This is a genomic window from Arenibacter hampyeongensis, assembly GCF_002909255.1.
Lineage (GTDB): Bacteria > Bacteroidota > Bacteroidia > Flavobacteriales > Flavobacteriaceae > Arenibacter > Arenibacter hampyeongensis.
In genome coordinates, this window is record NZ_PIOB01000005.1 from 252,187 (window position 1) to 271,851 (window position 19,665).

Here is a 19,665-nt window from a genome sequence, read left to right on the forward strand (position 1 = left end):
TACCATAATTCTGGCCATTTTTAAGATTTATGAAAAAAATAACCTTAAAGGAGATTGCCCAATTTTTTGATGTTTCCATTTCAACGGTTTCCAAGGCCATCAATGATAGCCATGAAATTAGCCAGGAGTTAAAGTTTAAGATTCAAACTTACGCCAAGCAACATAAATATAGGCCCAATAAGGTAGCCTTAAGTTTACTGCAAAAGAAGACAAAAACCATTGGGGTAGTGGTACCCAATATTCTCAATTATTTTTTTACGCAGGTGTTTTCAGGGATAGAAAAAGTAGCGAACGAACGTGGATATATTTTACTTAGCTGCATCAGTGATGAGTCCTATGAAAAGGAAGTGGCAACTTTAGAATTTCTAGGAGGGGGTACGGTTGATGGTCTAATAGTTTCCATGGCAGAGGAAACCCAGTTTAAGAATCAACTAGGTCATTTTCAGAATATATTGGATGAACATGTTCCCTTGGTTATGTTCGATAGGGTTTCTGATGAAATCTTATGTGATAAAGTTATAGTCGATGATTTTGAGGCTGGCTATAAAACCACCAAATACTTTTTAAACCTCGGTTGCAAAACGGTTGCATTGGTTACCGCAATTGATCATTCCAGCGTTGGTGGATTACGGGTAGCTGGATATAAGAAAGCCCTTGAAGAGGCCCATATTCCTTATGATGACAAATTAATACTAAGGCTTGGCAAGAAAGACGATCTGGAGGTCCTCTTGACCTTTATGTTGAATTATAAACCTATTGACGGTATAATGGCTTTGGATGAAATAACGGCCGTAGAGGTCCTGAGATTGATCAAGGCGAGGGGATATAGGGTGCCTGAAGACATTTCCGTTGTGGGATTTACGAATGGCAAATTGTCCCGTTACGTAACCCCTGCACTTACGGCGGTTAGTCAGCACGGGACCTTTATTGGCGAAACCGCAGCTAAAGTGCTCATTGAAAGGATTGAGAACAACAAAAACACCGATAATATTACAAAGATTATTAAAACCAGTTTAATAGTTAGGGATTCCACCAAGAGGGTTTAATTATTTCCTTAACCTAAAAAATATTAAGCTTTAGCTGTTAATCCCTTCTTAACCACTTGGGTCATATACCCTATTTCTTGAAGTGCCTTATTGGTAAAATCGAATAAACTAAGGCAGCGGTCCAAATTTTGGTTTTCGTAAGATACCTTGTAATAAATATTGTCGTTCAAGTAGTCTGTTAGGGCCCTTAATCCATGAATAAAAGGCATGAAAACTGCTCCCCAGGCCAATAGGTTTATTTCTTCCTTGTATAAAAAGGGGCCATTACATTCCAAGCCCTTTACGAAGGCTTCAAACAATGGCTTTTCAAAAGTAATTTTGCTATGATCCTTTTCATCTTCAGCTGCCGTATTGGCAACCGTTCTAATGGCATCACCAAAATCAAAATAAAAATACCCTTTCATAATAGTGTCAAGGTCTATTAGACAAAGGGCCTTATTTTCTACCTTGGAGAAAAGGATGTTGTTTAATTTGGTATCGTTGTGGCAAACTCGTACTGGCAACTTGGAATTGTCCAATACTTTTAGTTTTTCCAATGTTTCCTTGGCAAAAGCTATAGCGGTTTTGGAAGTTTCCAATTTTTCCTTTTTCGCGGATAATAGGGATTCGTCAAATTGATTTTGCCGCAATCGAAGATCATGGAACTGGGGGATGGTATCCACATAATTGTCCAATGGAGCGTTTGCCAACAGTTGGTGGAATTTTCCTACCACCTTACCGGCCTGAAATGCAATTTCAGTATCGGTGGCATTGTCATAGGCGGTGGTGTTGTTTATATAGGTCATCAACCTCCAATACCCTGTTTTTTCATGCTTGTAATAGGAATTTGCCCATTGGGTCTTTAATAGATCAATGGCAGTATAGTCTTGGTCCTGTAAATATTCGAAAGCGTTGGCAATATTGCCCATTAACCCGTGTACGTCCTTAAAAACATTATGGTTTACCCGCTGCAGAATATACAACGGGTAATTGTTGTCCAATACTAAATAGGTGTCGTTAATGTAGCCCTGATTAATTCCTTGGAACTGATAGGTTTTCTTTTCTATGGAGAAATTTTCCAAAAGCTCGTTGAGCTCAACTGATTTATTTGTAATCATTGATTAGCCATTCTAAGCATTCTCCCAAAGAGGTGAGGTATATTCTTTATCATCTGTCATACGCTGTAATTCGGAAACAGCTATTTCCTTATCGCTGGCGTAAGTAACTCCGAACCATTGACTGGCTGAAGGAATTACATCCACATCAATCAAATTGTGGTTTATCATTTCTTTTATAGCAAAAGGTAGATAAATTTCCCCTTTGGCAATATTGTCTTTATTGGCAATAAAACCTTTAAGATAATCTGTAATGAATGGAAAAATAGAAGGTTGGCAAACCCAAAAGTTCATGCTGACCAATTCTTCCCCAGTAAATTTGGTCCCGGAATCAGTATCTATGATCACATTGTCTTGGGCTTCTATTTTAGTATGTTCGTTTATGGAGGTTAGTTTGCCACCTTCGGATTTACATACTCCTCTTGAAACAGATCCGTGTTCGGATAAGGTATTTTTAAGGGTATAGGCGATTAGACCATAAGTCTCTTTCTTACCATTGTTTTTGATAAATTGTGCAGCACTTTCAAAGGCATTTTTTCCGTAATAATCATCCGCATTAATTATGGCAAAGGGTTTGTCAATTACATTTCTTGCCGTCCAAACAGCATGTGCCGTACCCCATGGTTTTGCCCTGTCTTCCGTAAAACTTACTCCTTCAGGAAGATCGGAGATTTCTTGGGCCAATACGTCCAATTTTACATTTTTCGGCAATCTACTGGATAAGTGATCCTTTAAGAAATCTACATTTTCCTTTTTTGTAATGGCAACGATATGATCAAAACCATTTTTGAGGGCATCATAGATGCCAAATTCCATTAGAAATTCGTTCTTTGGACCCAAATCATCGAATTGCTTAAGTTTTCCATATCTGCTACCGCTGCCGGCCGCCATTAAAAGTAACGTCATAATTGGTTGTTTTTAAGTTTACAAAAATATAGTTTTTATCATAAAGGGACTTCTAGAACGCTTTATTTAAAATATTAGTTTTGAATTGTATGGTTTTTAACGATTTTCCCCTTTCTTGTCTAATCTTTTTAATAATGGAAGCACAGTATTTAGGTTTTTAAATGGATTGAAAGACACACCGTAGATTTATTCCGGATTGCGAAACCTGATAAGTGTCATATTTTAATAGACCACATCATGGTATTTTTGTTGCAATCTCAAACAAAACTTCTTATGTCCAATTTGGTTCAAAAATATAATATCCCTGGCCCCCGTTATACCAGTTATCCCACCGTTCCCTATTGGGATTTGGAATCTTTTTCTGGCCAGCAATGGAAATCTACATTGATCAATAGTTTTAATAAAAGTAATGGGGATGAGGGTATAAGCCTATATATTCATTTACCTTTCTGTGAAAGCCTTTGTACATTTTGCGGCTGCCATAAAAGAATTACCAAGAGACATGAAGTTGAGAATCCTTATATAAGTAATGTTTTAAAGGAGTGGAAGCTTTATTGCGATTTGCTTGATGCTAAACCAAGAATAAAGGAACTTCATTTGGGAGGGGGAACACCGACATTTTTTTCCCCTGAAAATTTGACACGTCTTATCAATGGTATTTTTAAGTCTGCAACCCATGCGGAGAATTATGAATTTAGTTTTGAGGGACACCCAAACAATACTACTAAAGAACACTTGCAAGCCCTTTACAATGTAGGTTTTAGGAGAGTGAGTTATGGAGTTCAGGATTATAATAAAAAAGTTCAGCTCGCCATTCATAGGTTGCAACCTTTTGCCAACGTGAAAAATGTTACCGAATGGGCTCGGGAAATAGGATATACTTCGGTGGGGCATGATATTATTTTCGGATTACCTTTTCAGTCCATAGATGATGTTGCCGAAACAATTTTAAAGACCAAGGAGTTAATGCCCGATCGTTTGGCCTTCTATAGTTATGCACATGTTCCTTGGTTGAAAGGAAATGGACAAAGAGGGTATAAGGATTCTGATCTGCCCACGGCAGAGGTAAAGCGGGAGCAGTATGAAATGGGCAAGGCTTTGTTGGGAGAGGTTGGTTATTCCGAAATTGGAATGGATCATTTTTCGCTAAAGACAGATTCCCTATATAAAGCCATGGAAAACGGAACCTTACATAGGAATTTTATGGGGTATACAGCTTCTAAAACTCGTGTCATGATTGGTTTGGGAGTTTCCAGTATTAGTGATAGTTGGGATAGCTTTGCCCAAAATGTAAAAAACCTGGAAGAGTACAGCCATCTCGTTGAAAATAATATTATCCCCATCTATAGAGGACACATTTTAACAAAGGAAGACAGTATTATTCGCAAGCATATCTTAAATTTAATGTGCAGATTTAGAACTAGTTGGGAAAATCAGGAAGAAAGGTTCAATGAATTGGATGCTGTAAGGAACAAGCTAGGGGAAATGGCTTTGGATGGGTTGGTGGAAATAGCATCGGACAGCATTTGTGTTACCGAAAAGGGAAGGCCCTTCGTACGTAATGTGTGTATGGCATTCGATTTGTTCCTGCATCGTAAAGCACCTGACACTAGATTGTTTTCAATGACCATCTAAATGGGCCAAGGACCTAACTTGATAATCTAAGGACCGGGCTCATTATTTTATCCTTAGTTAAGAATATTACTAAATATAATCATATGAAAAAAATTATTGTACCCGTTGATTTTTCAGAACAATCCGAAAATGCCCTAAAAACAGCTGCGTCCATTGCAACAAAATACGGCTCCGAGATTTTCGTTCTGCATATGCTGGAATTGTCGGAAGCTCTTGTTTCCTCAAATGAGCAGGCGCATTACCAACAAGCTGTTTTTTTAATAAAACTGGCAGAAAAAAGGTTTGAAACATTTTTGGATAAACCATACTTAAAGGGCATCAAGACTACGCCAATTGTTAAACATCACAAGGTGTATAGTGAGGTGAATGCCATAGCAGAAAAGCACGGTGCCGATCTAATTGTAATGGGTTCTCAGGGGACGGATGGAATCAAAGAAATTTTTGTAGGTTCAAATGCCGAAAAAATGGTAAGGAATTCCAATATTCCGGTCCTGGTAATCAAGGATCATATCGAGGGTTTCGAGGTAAAGAGATTTGTGTTTGCCTGCGATTTTGAGGAAGAAAATCTAGATGCCTTTCACAGGGCAAAAAAATTGGCGGATAAGCTTGCTGCAGAATTGATTTTGGTAAATATTAATACTCCGGGGGATAACTTTTTGAGCACAAAAGATGCCTTTAAGAAAATTAATAAGTTTCTACATTTAGCGCAGGCGAGTTTGGAGGTCGAGATATATAATGACTATACTGTTGAAAGGGGAATACTTGGTTTTAGTGAAGGTAGGAATGCCGATTTAATTGGATTGCCCACACACGGCAGAAAAGGACTTTCCCACTTTCTTATGGGTAGTATAGGGGAGGATGTCACCAACCATTCCAAAATACCTGTTATTACTTTTAAAATTTAATTGCTTCAGGAAAACCATTAGGGTTGATGAAACCTTGAATCCAATTTATTTACCTTGGTTTTTTGATTCTTGTCGTGTTAAAATAGTGGTACGATGTATGGCTTAAATCGTTATATTTGAGGGACATGGGTTTGTCAACATTAGCTAATTCTGAAAAATCCTCGATATGAAAGTTTATGCCATCATTTTTTTTTCGGTTGTTTTTATTTCCAATACGGTTAGAGCGCAGGAAGATATTTTATTGAAGGATTACGATCCAGTATCCATTTACAATCTTCCCAAGACAAAAATTGCCAAAGCTAAATTTCCGGTGGTGGATTTTCATTCACATCCCAATCCCAAGTCCGAACAGGAAATAATGGAATGGGTAGAGACAATGGACAAATTTGGGGTTGCTAAATCCATTATACTTACCTATCAAACCGGTAAGTCCTTTGATAGTATTGTAAACCTTTATTCCAAATATGGAGACCGTTTTGAACTATGGTGCGGTTTCGATTTTACTGGGTACAATGAAAAGGGGTGGAGCAAACGCGCTGTAAAGGAATTGGAAAGATGCTATAAGATGGGAGCAAGGGGAGTTGGTGAGTTGGGCGATAAGGGACTTGGTTTCTTTTACTCCAAACCCACGCCAGCGTATGGAATGCATGCGGATGATGAGAGAATGAAACCACTCTGGGAAAAATGTGGTGAATTGGGTATGCCAGTGAGTATACATGTTGCAGATCCCATGTGGATGTACGAACCCATGGATGTTCATAATGATGGGCTGATGAACGCGTACAAATGGCGCATAGATACTAAAAAAGAGGGCTTGTTGACCCACGGAGAATTAATTACAACTTTGGAGAATGCTGTTAGAGAAAATCCAAAGACCACTTTTATAGCCTGTCACTTTGCGAATTGTAGCCATGATTTGGATATTCTTGGAAGGTTATTGGGTAAATATGATAATATGTATGCCGATATATCGGCCAGATTTGCGGAAACGGCCGCCGTTCCCCGTTATACAAAGCGTTTTTATGAAAAGTATCAGGATAAATTGGTATACGGTACGGATATGGGCAATGATCCAGAAATGTACGAATTAACATTTCGCATTTTGGAAAGTGAGGATGAGCATTTTTATGACAAGAATATTTCCTCCTATCATTGGTCGTTTAATGGTTTGGGACTTAGTGATGAAGTTTTGAAAAAGGTGTATAACGAAAATGCGAAAAAGATATTGGACTAGTCAGACATCATTAAGGCTACCTTCTATATTATTTCTTTAGCATGGGGAATAAAATTTTTATTTCCTCATCGGTGGGTTGTTTGCCGTACTCACATATTTCAAATCCTTCAATATGTTTGGCGTTGGAAGCTTTATTGCCATACCATTTTACAGCGCATTTCACGAGCACTTCATTGGGGGCATGAGATCTCCAATTGGCCAACATTTCCAGTCTGCCTTTATCATCCTCGGGCACTTTTTCCAAATTGCCGGCGGTCCAGGGAAGCCATTCGAAGAACTGTGATTTATGTGCTGACATGGCATAAATTTTTTGATCAAAAACATCATCAATTATTACCGCAATATCAGGTTCAAAAGGACTAGGTTTTTGAAAGCCATCTTCGGAGTATAGGAAGACTGGGTTTTTTTGAAGAGGTGCTACATCCGGGGCTACATTGGGAACAATGACCATATAGGCGGCATCTTGTACCAAAACACCCGTATACCTGTGGTCTGGATGGTAGTCATTGGGTCGGGGTGCAATGACCACGTTGGCGTTCCATTTTCTAATTTCCCGTATTACCTTTAGACGATTTTCCAATGTAGGCATTAATTCCCCATCATGGTTGTCCAATACCGTGTATTCCACCCCAAATCTTTTACCTGCTTCTTTAGCCTCTGCAATCCTTATTTTGGCAAGTTCCCCACCGCCCATGGCATAATGACCGGCGTCACCATTGGTCAGGGATACAAACTTCACATTATGGCCCATTTGGGCAAGTAAAATGGCCGTACCACCGGTATCAATATCACAATCGTCAGGATGGGCTCCAAAAACTATAACGTTTAACTTTTCACCTTGGGAAAATAAAAGGCTGGCATTTAAAATAAGAAAACAGATTAGTATAACATTTTTCATTGGTTGTTGATTAAAGGTTTGGTTGCAACAGTCCACTGTCCAGATTAACCCTAAGGGTCCAAGAAAAGGGGATTCCAGTACACTAGAAAATTACATTATTTTTACAAGTACTACAAATCTGATTTTCGTGTACAGGCAGAGGGGAGTTTAATGGCAATCCAAAGTGTTGGTAACTACCTCCATAACCGGTTCAGGAGAAATATAGGGAATTCCAAGTCCCATACCTCTTAATATAAACAATAGCCCAATTAGGATTACGAAAACCGGAATCAATCGTTGAACCGATTTTTTGGCGCTGCCTTTCAACATGCTGCCAAAGTAAACAGCAGTGGTCATCAAAGGGATCGTTCCCATTCCAAATAAGACCATGAAAAGTGCTCCAAGCCATGGGCTGGCCGTGGCAATACTTCCAAACAGGGCTATATAAACCAACCCACAGGGAAGCAGTCCATTAAGGAGGCCAATGGTTAAAAATGTATCGGGACTTTTCTTTTGCAATTCTTTTCCAAGTCGGTTTTTTAGGTTGGACAAGAGAGAGTATATAGGTTTGGAGAGGTTATATTTACTAAATGTTTTGTAGGGAATAAGAATTATAGATATCATTATGACCCCTATTATTATGGAAAGCCTTTGTTGCATTCCAAAGACATAAAGTCCTTTTCCCAAAAATCCAAAAACCAGACCAAGAATACCGTAGGAAGTAAGCCTGCCCAAATGGTAAAGCAAAACCTGCAGGAGTTTTTTGGTGGGTTTGTTATGGTCTACCGGTAGCATAAAGGCAATAGGGCCGCACATTCCAACACAGTGGAAGCTTCCTAATAGTCCCATAATTAAGGCAGATAACAACATAATTTTGTGTGGTTCTTTCGTTTCTTATTTATTGTCGCGATAGGTTATTTTTTTCTTGAACAAATAGACCTCGCCTTCGTATTCCCAATGTACTTTAATGTCCCAGCGACCATCCAACAAGCGATTGTCAGGTATGAGCAAATAGTCTTCGGATAAACTTACGGGTAAGTCAAAATCCAAGTGCTTGTTGGAAGGCCTGTACAGGGACACTGTGCCTTTAATATTTTCTAGTTTCAAGTTTTTTGGGAACACTAATCTTAAACCTTCTTCGGTTGTTTCCAATGTAAGGTCAACTTCTTTGGCATGGGCATTATTTTCGGCATCAATTTCCTTTTGATACCCCAATTCAGCGCTGTAGTAATTCTCGGTTACCAGATCATGATTGGCCTTATTGTCCATGCTCATACGGACAACAAAAAACAATATAAAACTTATAAATCCGATGAAGGCTAGTACAATTCCGGTTCCCCAATTAATTTTCATAGCTTTTAAATTTTGTTACGTTTTCCAATCCAATGGAAATTCAATTTATTTTATTGGTCTGCAACCTACTACTTTAATTTACTTATAGCTCCTAGGGGCTAAAAACCTTGCTGTGGCGGTTTCAATTAACGCTTCCCCACTATAGACCCCAATCCTTAATTTGTTTTTGTCACCTTCCAAGGTTGAATTATTTATTTCAACAAATAGGGTGCCTTCGGCCAACCCCTGTGCTGGTACGATAAAATGTTCATTCCTGACAAGGTTGATGGTTCCCTTGTGTGATAATAGCTTAAAACTCACGTCGTTAATTTCCTTGGTGGTTTTGTTTACCAATTTATAAGTGTAAACATTGCTAATAATATTGCCTTCCTTGTGCTCGTATAGTTGTCCGGGAAGTCTTAAGATATTAGCTTCTACTTCATTTCTCAAAAATAACATACCGATCAAGACCCCGGTCAGAATCACAAGTACTGCAGTGTACCCTTTTAATCTAGGGGTAAATTTAAACTTGGACTTTTTCTCTATATTGTCCTCACTGGCATAACGGATAAGTCCTTTGGGTAGGTTTACCTTTTCCATTATGGTATCGCATTCATCAATACATGCTGTACAATTTACGCATTCCAATTGTGTCCCATTTCTAATGTCAATACCAGTAGGGCAGACGTTTACACATTGAAAACAATCAATACAATCCCCATTTCCGAGTGCATTTCTATCCTCTCCTTTTCTAAACTTTTTTCGTCCGTTTTCCGCTTCTCCACGTTTATGGTCATAAGCCACAACAATGGATTTATTGTCGAGCAGTACGCCCTGCATCCTTCCGTAAGGGCAAGCTATGATACATACTTGTTCCCTGAACCATGCAAATACAAAGTAGAATACCGCAGTAAAAATTAAAAGTGATATCAGTGTACTTACATGTTGTAAGGGGCCATCAGTGATGTATTGCATAAGGCGGTCACTTCCTATCAAATAGGCTAAAAAAACATTGGCGATCAAAAAGGAAATAATGAAGAAAACAATTAATTTAAGGCCTCGTTTTCTAATTTTTTCGGCATTCCATGGCTGTTTGCTGAGACGTATCTGGGCACCTCGGTCTCCATCGATCCAAAATTCGATCCTTCTAAAGACCATTTCCATGAATATGGTTTGGGGGCACATCCAACCGCAGAAAATACGGCCAAAAGCAACGGTAAACAGCGCTATAAAAATTACCCCGATGATCATTGAAATTACAAAAAGATGAAAATCCTGGGGCCAAAAAGGAAATCCAAAAATGTTGAAACGCCTTTCAAGAACATTGAACATTAGGAACTGGTTGCCATTTATTTTTACAAAGGGTGCCAGAATAAGAAAGGCCAATAGGACATAACTTACATACTTGCGATATTCATAAAACTTGCCACTGGGTTTTTTTGGAAATATCCATGCCCTTTTCCCATCTTCATTTATAGTTCCTATGGAATCCCTAAAATTGTCCTGGTCCTGTACCATTTATATGTAATGCTTTATTGGAATTTTGGGTATGCGTTAAAATGTGCTCAATAATGTGTTTTAATAATTTACTCCCCGGTCCAGATTTCGCCTTCTGCCGCCTTTGGATTGGCAGGGACCTTGCCATTTATTTCACTGAGTATAAAGCTGGCCACCTGCGCTATTTCGACTGGTTTAAGGGTCTGTTTCCAAGCTATCATTCCCTTGCCGTCCCTACCGCCTTCAGAAATGGTATGGAAAACGTTTTTGATTCCACCTCCCAAGATCCAGTGTTCGTCCGTAAGATTCGGGCCTATGCCTCCACCGCCGTCCGGCATATGGCAGGCTACACAACTGGAACTATAGATAGTGGCCCCGGCCTTAATATCAGAGGCCTCGGTCAAAAGTTCCACGGTGTTGGCATCAACCAAGCCTTTGGCTGTTTTTTTATACTCTTCAATGGCAATCATGGCTTCTGCCACTTCCTGTTCATATTCCTCGTTCTGGGTGTAGTCATTGAATACGTGGAAACGAGCGAGGTAAACCACACCGAAAATTATGGTGGCATAGAACATGTACACCCACCAAGGTGGAAGATTGTTGTCCAGTTCACGGATACCGTCGTAATTGTGGTCAAGGATGATTTCCTTTTCTTCCTCTATAGGTTTGTTTCCGGTCATTTTTTCCCAGAATTCCTTACCCCATTTCCATTCCCATTGTTTCGATTTAGTTTCTAAATAGCGCTTTTGGGCTTCAGGGGATAATGTTTGGAACATTACGTTTTCCACTGATTTTAGAATCAATTCAATTCCAATCAATATGAACAGCACCATCAACATGAAAAGAAGGGTGATAGGGTATTCAATAAATGCTGGTTTGTCCCCGGAGTCAATAAAATACTCCATCAATCCGAAGATTAGGAAAAAGATTACGGGGACTCTTATCCACCAAGGTGACATATTTCTCATAATAATTCTTCTTTAGTTTGGTTTTCTATTTCTAATGGTATTTCGCTTACTTCCTTGATATGTTCTTTAGAGGCAGTAAATACCCACCAAAAAAGAATGGTAAAAAACAAAAAGAAGATAAGCAGTGATATCATGGGATAGGTGGCAACGCCCTCTATACTTTCCATATAACCTTTTACAAATTTTAGCATGACTTATTTGTTTTGTGAAATTATTTCGTCCGTTTCCTTTATTTTTATGTCCGTACCCAAACGTTGCAGATAGGCGATCATAGCTACAATTTCCCTATCCCTCATATCTATAAATTCTTCCCCGTTTTCGGCGGCATATTTTTTGTCCTCTTCATACCCTTTGGCAAAATCGGGGTCGGAATATAAATTCTTTTCTATTTTGGTAGCTTGGTCATCCATGGATTGTTGCGCATTTGCGATCTCCTCTTCGGAATATGGTACTCCCAAGGTAACCATGGTCTCCATTTTTGTCTGAATATTTCCTCTATCGTGTCTATTGTGCACCAACCATGAATAGGATGGCATAATAGAGCCGGAAGAGGTACTTTGTGGGTCGTACATGTGGTTCAAATGCCAGTTGTCCGAATATTTACCACCTATCCTCATAAGATCTGGACCTGTGCGTTTGCTTCCCCAAAGGAAAGGATGGTCATATACATATTCTCCAGCTTTGGAGTACTCGCCATAACGCTCTACCTCACTTCGGAAAGGCCTAATCATTTGGGAATGACAGCCAACACAGCCCTCCCGTATATAAAGATCTCTCCCCTCCAATTCTAGAGGTGTATAGGGTTTAACGCTTGTTATTGTCGGGATATTCGATTTTACCAGAATGGTGGGTACTATTTGTATAATTCCACCGATCAAAATGGCTATGGTAGCCAATATGGTCAATTGAATGGGTTTGCGCTCCAACCAAGTGTGGAAAGTTTCTCCGACCGTTCTTTTTTTGGATACAGTGGTCAAGGCAGCTGCCTCGGCCAATTCATCCTCTACTTCAGTTCCGTTCTTAATGGTAATTACCACATTGTAAATCATGACTATTGCACCAATAATGAACATGGTACCTCCAATGGCCCGCATCCAGTACATGGGGATAATTTCATTTACTGTCTCCAGAAAGTTGCCATAAGCCAGGGTACCATCCGGGTTAAACTCTTTCCACATTAAGGCCTGGGTAAAGCCGGCAACATACATTGGAAGGGCATAAAGTATTATTCCCAAGGTGCCGATCCAGAAATGAAAATTGGCCATGGGTATTGAGTGTAATCTTGTCTTGAACATTTTTGGAACCATCCAGTAGATCATCCCGAAAGTCAAGAATCCGTTCCAGGCCAAGGCGCCCACGTGCACGTGTGCAATGATCCAATCACTAAAATGCGCTATGGCATTTACATTTTTAAGGGAAAGCATTGGTCCTTCAAAAGTAGCCATACCGTAGCCCGTAATGGCAACTACCATGAATTTTAAAACCGGGTCTGTCCTTACCTTATCCCAAGCTCCACGCAAAGTCAATAATCCATTGATCATACCGCCCCAGGACGGTGCGATCAGCATTATAGAAAAGGCTACCCCCAAATTTTGGGCCCACTCAGGTAAAGTGGAATACAACAAGTGGTGCGGTCCGGCCCAGATGTAAATAAATATCAGGGACCAAAAATGTACAATGGATAATCTATAGGAGTATACAGGCCTATTGGCCGCTTTGGGCACAAAGTAATACATTAATCCCAAGAAAGGTGTGGTGAGGAAGAAGGCCACCGCATTGTGTCCATACCACCATTGCACCAAGGCATCCTGCACTCCTGCATATACCGAATAACTTTTTAAGGCACTAACGGGAAGGGCAAGACTATTAAAGATATGTAGTACTGCAACTGTTACAAATGTTGCCAGATAAAACCAAATGGCCACATATAAATGGCGCTGCCTTCTTTTTAACATTGTCCCGATTAGGTTCCAGCCAAAGGCTACCCAGACTACTGCAATGGCTAAATCTATTGGCCATTCCAGTTCCGCATATTCTTTGGATGAAGAGTATCCCAATGGCAGGGTAATAGCTGCTGCTACTATGATGGCTTGCCACCCCCAGAAATTAAAATTACTTAAGGCATCGCTGAACATTCTCGCCTTTAACAAACGCTGGGTAGAATAATAAACGCCGGCAAAAATGGCATTTCCCACAAAGGCAAAAATAACCGCGTTGGTGTGTAATGGCCTTAAACGGCCAAAACTCAACCAAGATATACCATCGGTTAAATTTGGAAAAAGAAACATAAAGGCAAGCAATAAACCTACCGACATACCCACAATTCCCCAAAACATAGTTGCATAAAGGAATTTTTTTACGATTTTGTTATCGTAATAAAACTGTTGTACTTCCATAATTACAATTTTTGACTTTCACTTTTTTGGTTAGATATTTTTTTGGTGTCCGCAGTAGTATCTTTTACGAGTTCATCCTCAAAAAGCATGCGAACGGATGGGGTATAGGAATCATCATATTGACCATTCTTTGTAGCAATAATAAAAGCCGCAAAAAATATGACGGCTACAACAATACTCAATGACAACAATAAATAAATTACACTCATACCTACCTGAATTTGGGTGTAAAACTAAACATGGGGATTATGGAATAATATGACATTTGTCAGCTTTTGATAAAATATTGTAAGTTCTGCTCCCAAGATTATGTTTATCCAGCCCCTCTTTTCAAATATCCAATTATTTATTGTGATTCGGGTTTGAAATCTTTAAAAATATAAAGGCTATATCTGTTCTATTCAAGAGTATGTTAGATGGCGAAGAATAGGGGTTAGTCAAAATTATTGTGTTTTATGCCCGAATTTTTCAATTTAAACAAGGATTTATGTGAAAGATTTTTAGTTTTGCCCAACTCTGTTGAGAATTCGGAAATCCTTACCCTATATTTTCAATCTAGAGTGAAATTATAAATTTTAACTTCATAGAATATGTTTAAAAAGGCAGGCTTTATTTTATTTTCGAGTTTGATTGTTTTAAGTTGTAAACATGAGGAGGCCCCATGTACTACAAGTACAGAGGCGATAAATTATCCATCATCGGATTCTTTGGCTCAGGTTTTAAATTGGCCAAAGGATTTAAAAATTACTGGATTTTCCGGTCCTGACTTAACTCCAAGTCCTGCCTGTATGGCTGTTGCTGCTACCGGAGAGGTCTTTGTGGGGGTAGATATGATGGGTTCCCTAGGCAAGGAAATAAACAAGGGGTTTATAAAGCGTTTGGTAGATTGTGATCACGATGGCATTATGGATTCGCACACTGTATTTGCGCAGGTAGATAATCCTCGTGGTATTTTGGCCATAGGTGACCAGGTTTTTGTGTTGCACACCACCTTTTCTCCTGACACAGGAAAGGCTTTTAATATGGATTTGGTGGTATTTGAAGATTTGGACAAAGATGGGGTGGCCGATGGTCCCTCCAAAGTTTTGATAAAGAACTTAAGCAATTCCAAATATCTACAAGAGAGAGGAACCGATCATGCCACCAATGGCATTCAGATGGGAATAGACGGATGGATATATATTGCCGTAGGTGATTTTGGTTTCCACAATGCTACCGATCGCGATGGAACACAATTGACCATGTTGGGCGGTGGAGTTGTTAGGGTACGTCCGGATGGAACCGAAATGGAAGTGTATACCCATGGGCTGCGGAATATTTACGACGTTGCCATTGACCCTTTCATGAATATCTACACTAGGGGCAACACCAACGATGGTGGTGGATGGAACATAAGATTCATCCATCAGATTCAATCCGGGGAATATGGATACCCAGTTCTCTTTAAACATTTTACCGAAGAGATTCTTCCTGCCTTGGTAGACGTAGGTGGAGGTTCGGGAACCGGATCACTCTATATGAACGACAACCGTTGGCCAGCAAAATACAATAATGTTCCATTGATGGCAGATTGGGGTAGAAACTACTTGTACTTTCATAGGCTTACTGAAAATAAAGCCAGTTTTATTCAGGATGAAGAGGAGTTTATACAACTGCCTCAAATAACCGATGTGGATGTGGATGGTGCTGGTGCCATGTATCTTTCAGCCTGGGATGGTGCCGGATATTCCGGAAGTCCCGATAAGGGTTATGTGGTCAGGGTTACACCTGAAAACTATAATTACGAGCCATTCCCCAATTTAGAGGATTTTTTCTGGACCGGTAGTTTGGTAGATTTGTTAAAGGCAGATAATGCCAAGACACGTCTAAGTGCCCAATACGAATTGATAAAAAGAGGAAAAGGGACAGATAAAGTATGGCAATTGGTGGAAGATAGTACTTTACCATTGGAAGTCCGCGCCGCTAGTATATTCACCTTTGCCCAATTGGCAGGTGCCGGTGGAATAGACCGCTTGGTGTCCTTGACAGAAGATCCACAAGTACAGGAATTTGCACTAAGAGCCCTAACGGACCGCTTGAATACTATTGAAAAAGTGCCTACAGAGCCTTTCTTAAATGCGTTGAAATCTAACTCTGACCGGGTAAAGGCAGCGGCAATTGTTGGTTTGGGAAGATTGGGCAAAAAGGAAGTAGCCAATGTTTTATTGGAAATACCGGTTCCAAATTCCTTTCAAGCCCCTGGAATGGGTACAGAAGGACCTCATGCAAAACCTAATGCGGAAATTATTGTTCCACATTTGGCTGTGAAAGCCTTGGTTAATTTAAATGCTGTGGATGCATGTGTAAGTGCCTTAAATACCGATAAAAAAGATTTGGCGTTGTGGGCATTGAGATATATGCATAGTCCTGGAGCTGTGGATGGATTGATAAAGGCTTATGAAAAAACAGATGATTCCGTTTACAAGAGTAAGATCATAAATACCTTGGCTCGCATTTATCACAAAGAGGCACCTTACGATACTTCGTGGTGGTGGAGTACGCGTCCGGATACCCATGGCCCGTACTATAAAACGGTAGAATGGGATTATACGCCTGTAATCCGTTCCTTTTTAAAAGGTGAATGGGAAAAAACATCAGAGGAAGAAAAGGAATTATATGCAGAACTGAACAGCAAGTACCGATTGGCAATTGATGATTTTGGTACTGTGGAAATAACCGCTCCCAAGGAAGATATGCCGGCAGTAGATCTTGAAAAGATCAAAAATAAAAAAGGACAGATTGGTGAGGCTTCCATTGAGGATATTATGATTGCACTTAAAAATATTAAGGGTGATCCAGAAAAAGGCAAGGAAATATTTAAAACACAGGCATGTTTTACCTGTCATAGCGTATCTTCAGGTGAAGTAATGAAAGGTCCGTTTATGGGGCAAATAGGTTCTATAATGAACAGGGAGCAGATCGCCGAATCTATTCTGAAACCAAATGCTTCCATTTCCCAAGGGTTTTCAACGGTACAGTTACAGACTAAAGGTGGGGATAATTATGTTGGGTTTGTAACTCAGGAATCCGCTACCGATCTTACCATAAGAAATATTGTTGGAACGGCAACCCAACTTAAGAAATCCGATATTGCTGAAAGAAAAGAACTCGAAACATCTATGATGCCATCTGGGCTGGTAAATGCCCTTAGCTATGAGGAAATGGCTTCGTTGGTAGCATACTTGGAGCAACAGAAATAAGTAAGGCGGCGTTCCTAGACCAATTGGCTTATTAAATAAGTAAAAGGCAACCCTTTAAAATCGGTTGCCTTTTTATTTGTTGAAGATTGTTCATAAACTATGTTCAGCCGACCACCGTTCAACTGTATGTTATTCTTTTCCTAGCTTACGTCCCAGTCTGTTGGTGGCAAGTGTAGTGAAAAGCACAATGCTGATTGAACTCAATGGCATCAGAATGGCTGCAATAACGGGCTCCAATTGTCCGGTTACCGCAAAATATAACCCCACTACATTGTATAATAAAGAAAGGACAAAACTTAGTTTTATGATCTTGATGGCTTTTCTTGAGGCTAGAATATACTGGTATAGGAATTTGAAATTTTTAGCATCCAGAATACCATCACAGGCGGGGGAAAAAACATTTACGTTTTCGGATATGGCTATACCTACATTGCTTTGCGCCAAAGCTCCTGCATCGTTTAGGCCATCACCTACCATCATTACTTTTTTATTTTGATCTTGGAGCGACTTTATGAAATGGAGCTTGCTGTCCGGTTTTTGATTAAAATATAAAGGAGTTCCTTCTGGCAATATTTTGGTAAGATTGGATTTTTCGCCAGCGTTGTCCCCTGATAGGATTGCCAATTCCAGATCTAAGGACATGGTTTGGAAGGTTTCCTCGACCCCATCCCGATAATGGTTCTGAAAAATAAAACATCCCTTGTATTGATCGTTGGAGCTAAGGTGTACCGAGGTGTTTTCGGTATTGTCTGTTTGCGTATTGCCGACAAAGGCGGCCGAACCAATTTTAACGCTATCCGTAATGGTTGAACCTTTGATTCCCTGTCCCAAATATTCTTCGTATTCTTCCAGAGGCACAATGTTTTGTTCCGCCAAAATATCATAAAGCTTTCTACTCAAAGGGTGATTGGATGAACGTAAGGTGTTTTTTAACAAAGACTCTTCTTCACTGGTCAGTTCCAGTCCTTCATAGTATACATGTCCCTTTTCGGCAGTAGTAATAGTGCCCGTTTTGTCGAAAATAGCGGTATCGATCTGCGCCAATTGTTCAATGGTCTGTGTATCCCTTAAATAAAATCTATTCCGCCCAAAAATCCGCAGCATATTGCCCAAGGTAAAAGGGGCGGCCAAAGCAATGGCGCAAGGGCATGCAATAATAAGTACTGCGGTAAAGACATTTACGGTTTTGCCGGGGTCTATCATTAACCATGTTAATGCCGAGACAAAGGCTATAGTCAAGACAGCAATCGTAAATCTTTTGCCTATACTATCGGTCAGGGTTTGAAAACTTCCCGATTTATCCTGTTGAAAAACGGCATTGCTCCAAAGCTGGGTGAGATAGCTTTGGGAAACAGATTTTAAGGTCTCAATTTCAATAGCACTGCTCAGCTGTCGTCCTCCTGCATAGACTTTATCACCTGATTTTTTGTCCACAGGTTCCGATTCGCCAGTAACAAAACTATAATCTATTCTTGCATTTCCATTGATCAAAATAGCATCCACAGGAATTAGTTCCCCACTTCTTATTAGGAGTCTATCTCCACTTTTTATGTCATAAACCTGAGTGTTCTCCTCGGTGTTTTTACTTGTAATTCTAGTCACCGCAATGGGGAAATAGGATTTATAATCACGTTCAAAAGAAAGGTAGGAATATGTTTTTTGCTGAAAGAATTTGCCTAAAAGTAAAAAGAATACCAATCCCGTTAGACTATCAAAAAAGCCAGATCCCCAATCGAAGATAATTTCGACGGTACTTCTTAGGAATAAAACCAAAATGCCCAGCGCAATGGGGATATCAATATTTAAAAATTTTGATCTTAAGCCCTTATAGGCTGAAATGAAATAATCCTGTGCGGCATAGAATACCACAGGTAGGGAAAAGGCGAACATTAGCCATCTAAAAACTCCCTTAAATTGTTCCAGCCAAAATTCCCCTACCTCAAAATATTCAGGAAAGGAAAGAAACATGACATTGCCAAAGGCAAATCCGGCAATACCCAATTTATAGGATAAACTACGGTCTATGCCTTTTTTCTTTTTGTCGTAGTCGTCTAAGGAAATGTAGGGTTCATATCCAATTCTGGACATTAAGAGCACCAATTCCTTAAGGGTAATCTTGTCGGAATTATAGGTTACCCTAACCGTCTTTTTAGGAAAGTCTACCTGGGAACTGTTGATGCCTGTATTTAATTTATTTAAATTTTCCAATATCCAAATACAGGAACTACAATGTATATGAGGTATATATAGATTTATAATTTGGGTGCCATTATCGTTGAACTCTATAAGTTTTTCTATAATGCTTTTGGATTCCAGAAAGTTGTACTTACCTTCAATTTCCTTTGGAGAGGCCCCCGCTGCGGATTGTAGGTCATAATAGTAGGATAAGTCGTTATTGGCAAAAATCTCATAGACTGTTTTGCAGCCAACACAACAGAAGTTTTTATCATTATGAATTATGGGAGTTCTCCCGCAATCGTCACCACAATGATAGCAAGTTGCTTTATCCATAGATTATTTGCTTAATACCTGGTTG

At 39.6% G+C, this 19,665-nt stretch carries 16 protein-coding genes; 5 read left to right on the forward strand and 11 right to left on the reverse strand.

Features of this window, described 5'->3' with window-relative positions; translation table 11 throughout:
• The first annotated feature begins 29 nt into the window (after positions 1-29).
• Positions 30-1,046, forward strand: coding sequence for a LacI family DNA-binding transcriptional regulator (locus CWD91_RS14190; RefSeq protein ID WP_103441617.1), 1,017 nt, complete (start codon positions 30-32; stop codon positions 1,044-1,046).
• Positions 1,047-1,069: 23 nt separating this feature from the next.
• On the opposite strand, the gene CWD91_RS14195 is transcribed toward CWD91_RS14190, so the two are convergent.
• On the reverse strand, positions 1,070-2,143 hold the full coding sequence (locus CWD91_RS14195; RefSeq protein ID WP_103441618.1) for a phosphotransferase enzyme family protein: 1,074 nt from the start codon (positions 2,141-2,143) through the stop codon (positions 1,070-1,072).
• 12 nt (positions 2,144-2,155) lie between these two features.
• A complete protein-coding gene (locus CWD91_RS14200) occupies positions 2,156-3,046 on the reverse strand; it encodes a nucleotidyltransferase family protein (RefSeq protein ID WP_239985791.1) in 891 nt (296 codons plus the stop codon).
• A gap of 273 nt (positions 3,047-3,319) precedes the next feature.
• On the opposite strand from CWD91_RS14200, the gene hemN reads away from it, so the two are divergent.
• From hemN to CWD91_RS14215, 3 genes are all read left to right on the forward strand, one after another.
• On the forward strand, positions 3,320-4,681 hold the full coding sequence (hemN, locus tag CWD91_RS14205) for an oxygen-independent coproporphyrinogen III oxidase (protein ID WP_103441756.1): 1,362 nt from the start codon (positions 3,320-3,322) through the stop codon (positions 4,679-4,681).
• 83 nt (positions 4,682-4,764) lie between these two features.
• On the forward strand, positions 4,765-5,586 hold the full coding sequence (locus CWD91_RS14210) for a universal stress protein (protein WP_103441619.1): 822 nt from the start codon (positions 4,765-4,767) through the stop codon (positions 5,584-5,586).
• 166 nt (positions 5,587-5,752) lie between these two features.
• Complete coding sequence (locus CWD91_RS14215) at positions 5,753-6,820, forward strand: amidohydrolase family protein (protein ID WP_103441620.1); 1,068 nt, start codon at positions 5,753-5,755, stop codon at positions 6,818-6,820.
• 28 nt (positions 6,821-6,848) lie between these two features.
• Here CWD91_RS14215 and CWD91_RS14220 read toward each other — a convergent pair whose 3' ends face one another.
• From CWD91_RS14220 to ccoS, 8 genes are all read right to left on the reverse strand, one after another.
• Positions 6,849-7,718, reverse strand: coding sequence for a PIG-L deacetylase family protein (locus tag CWD91_RS14220; protein ID WP_103441621.1), 870 nt, complete (start codon positions 7,716-7,718; stop codon positions 6,849-6,851).
• Positions 7,719-7,865: 147 nt separating this feature from the next.
• A complete protein-coding gene (locus tag CWD91_RS14225) occupies positions 7,866-8,567 on the reverse strand; it encodes a sulfite exporter TauE/SafE family protein (protein WP_103441622.1) in 702 nt (233 codons plus the stop codon).
• A gap of 24 nt (positions 8,568-8,591) precedes the next feature.
• Complete coding sequence (locus tag CWD91_RS14230) at positions 8,592-9,050, reverse strand: FixH family protein (protein WP_103441623.1); 459 nt, start codon at positions 9,048-9,050, stop codon at positions 8,592-8,594.
• A 78-nt stretch (positions 9,051-9,128) separates the two neighbouring features.
• Positions 9,129-10,547 carry a cytochrome c oxidase accessory protein CcoG gene (ccoG, locus tag CWD91_RS14235; protein ID WP_103441624.1) on the reverse strand — a complete coding sequence of 473 codons (1,419 nt, stop codon included), beginning with the start codon at positions 10,545-10,547 and terminating at the stop codon, positions 9,129-9,131.
• A 68-nt stretch (positions 10,548-10,615) separates the two neighbouring features.
• Complete coding sequence (locus CWD91_RS14240; protein ID WP_103441625.1) at positions 10,616-11,494, reverse strand: cbb3-type cytochrome c oxidase N-terminal domain-containing protein; 879 nt, start codon at positions 11,492-11,494, stop codon at positions 10,616-10,618.
• Positions 11,491-11,685, reverse strand: a complete 195-nt coding sequence (locus CWD91_RS14245) for a CcoQ/FixQ family Cbb3-type cytochrome c oxidase assembly chaperone (protein ID WP_103441626.1) — start codon at positions 11,683-11,685, stop codon at positions 11,491-11,493. The genes CWD91_RS14240 and CWD91_RS14245 overlap by 4 nt, the downstream gene beginning before the upstream one ends.
• A gap of 3 nt (positions 11,686-11,688) precedes the next feature.
• Positions 11,689-13,890, reverse strand: a complete 2,202-nt coding sequence (ccoN, locus tag CWD91_RS14250) for a cytochrome-c oxidase, cbb3-type subunit I (RefSeq protein WP_103441627.1) — start codon at positions 13,888-13,890, stop codon at positions 11,689-11,691.
• Positions 13,891-13,892: 2 nt separating this feature from the next.
• Entirely contained in the window at positions 13,893-14,099 is a 207-nt protein-coding gene (gene ccoS / locus CWD91_RS14255; RefSeq protein ID WP_103441628.1) for a cbb3-type cytochrome oxidase assembly protein CcoS, read from the reverse strand.
• A 381-nt stretch (positions 14,100-14,480) separates the two neighbouring features.
• Between ccoS and CWD91_RS14260 the strand changes: the two genes are divergently transcribed.
• Positions 14,481-17,129, forward strand: coding sequence for a DUF7133 domain-containing protein (locus CWD91_RS14260; protein WP_103441629.1), 2,649 nt, complete (start codon positions 14,481-14,483; stop codon positions 17,127-17,129).
• Positions 17,130-17,258: 129 nt separating this feature from the next.
• Here CWD91_RS14260 and CWD91_RS14265 read toward each other — a convergent pair whose 3' ends face one another.
• On the reverse strand, positions 17,259-19,640 hold the full coding sequence (locus CWD91_RS14265) for a heavy metal translocating P-type ATPase (RefSeq protein ID WP_103441630.1): 2,382 nt from the start codon (positions 19,638-19,640) through the stop codon (positions 17,259-17,261).
• Positions 19,641-19,665 lie beyond the last annotated feature (25 nt).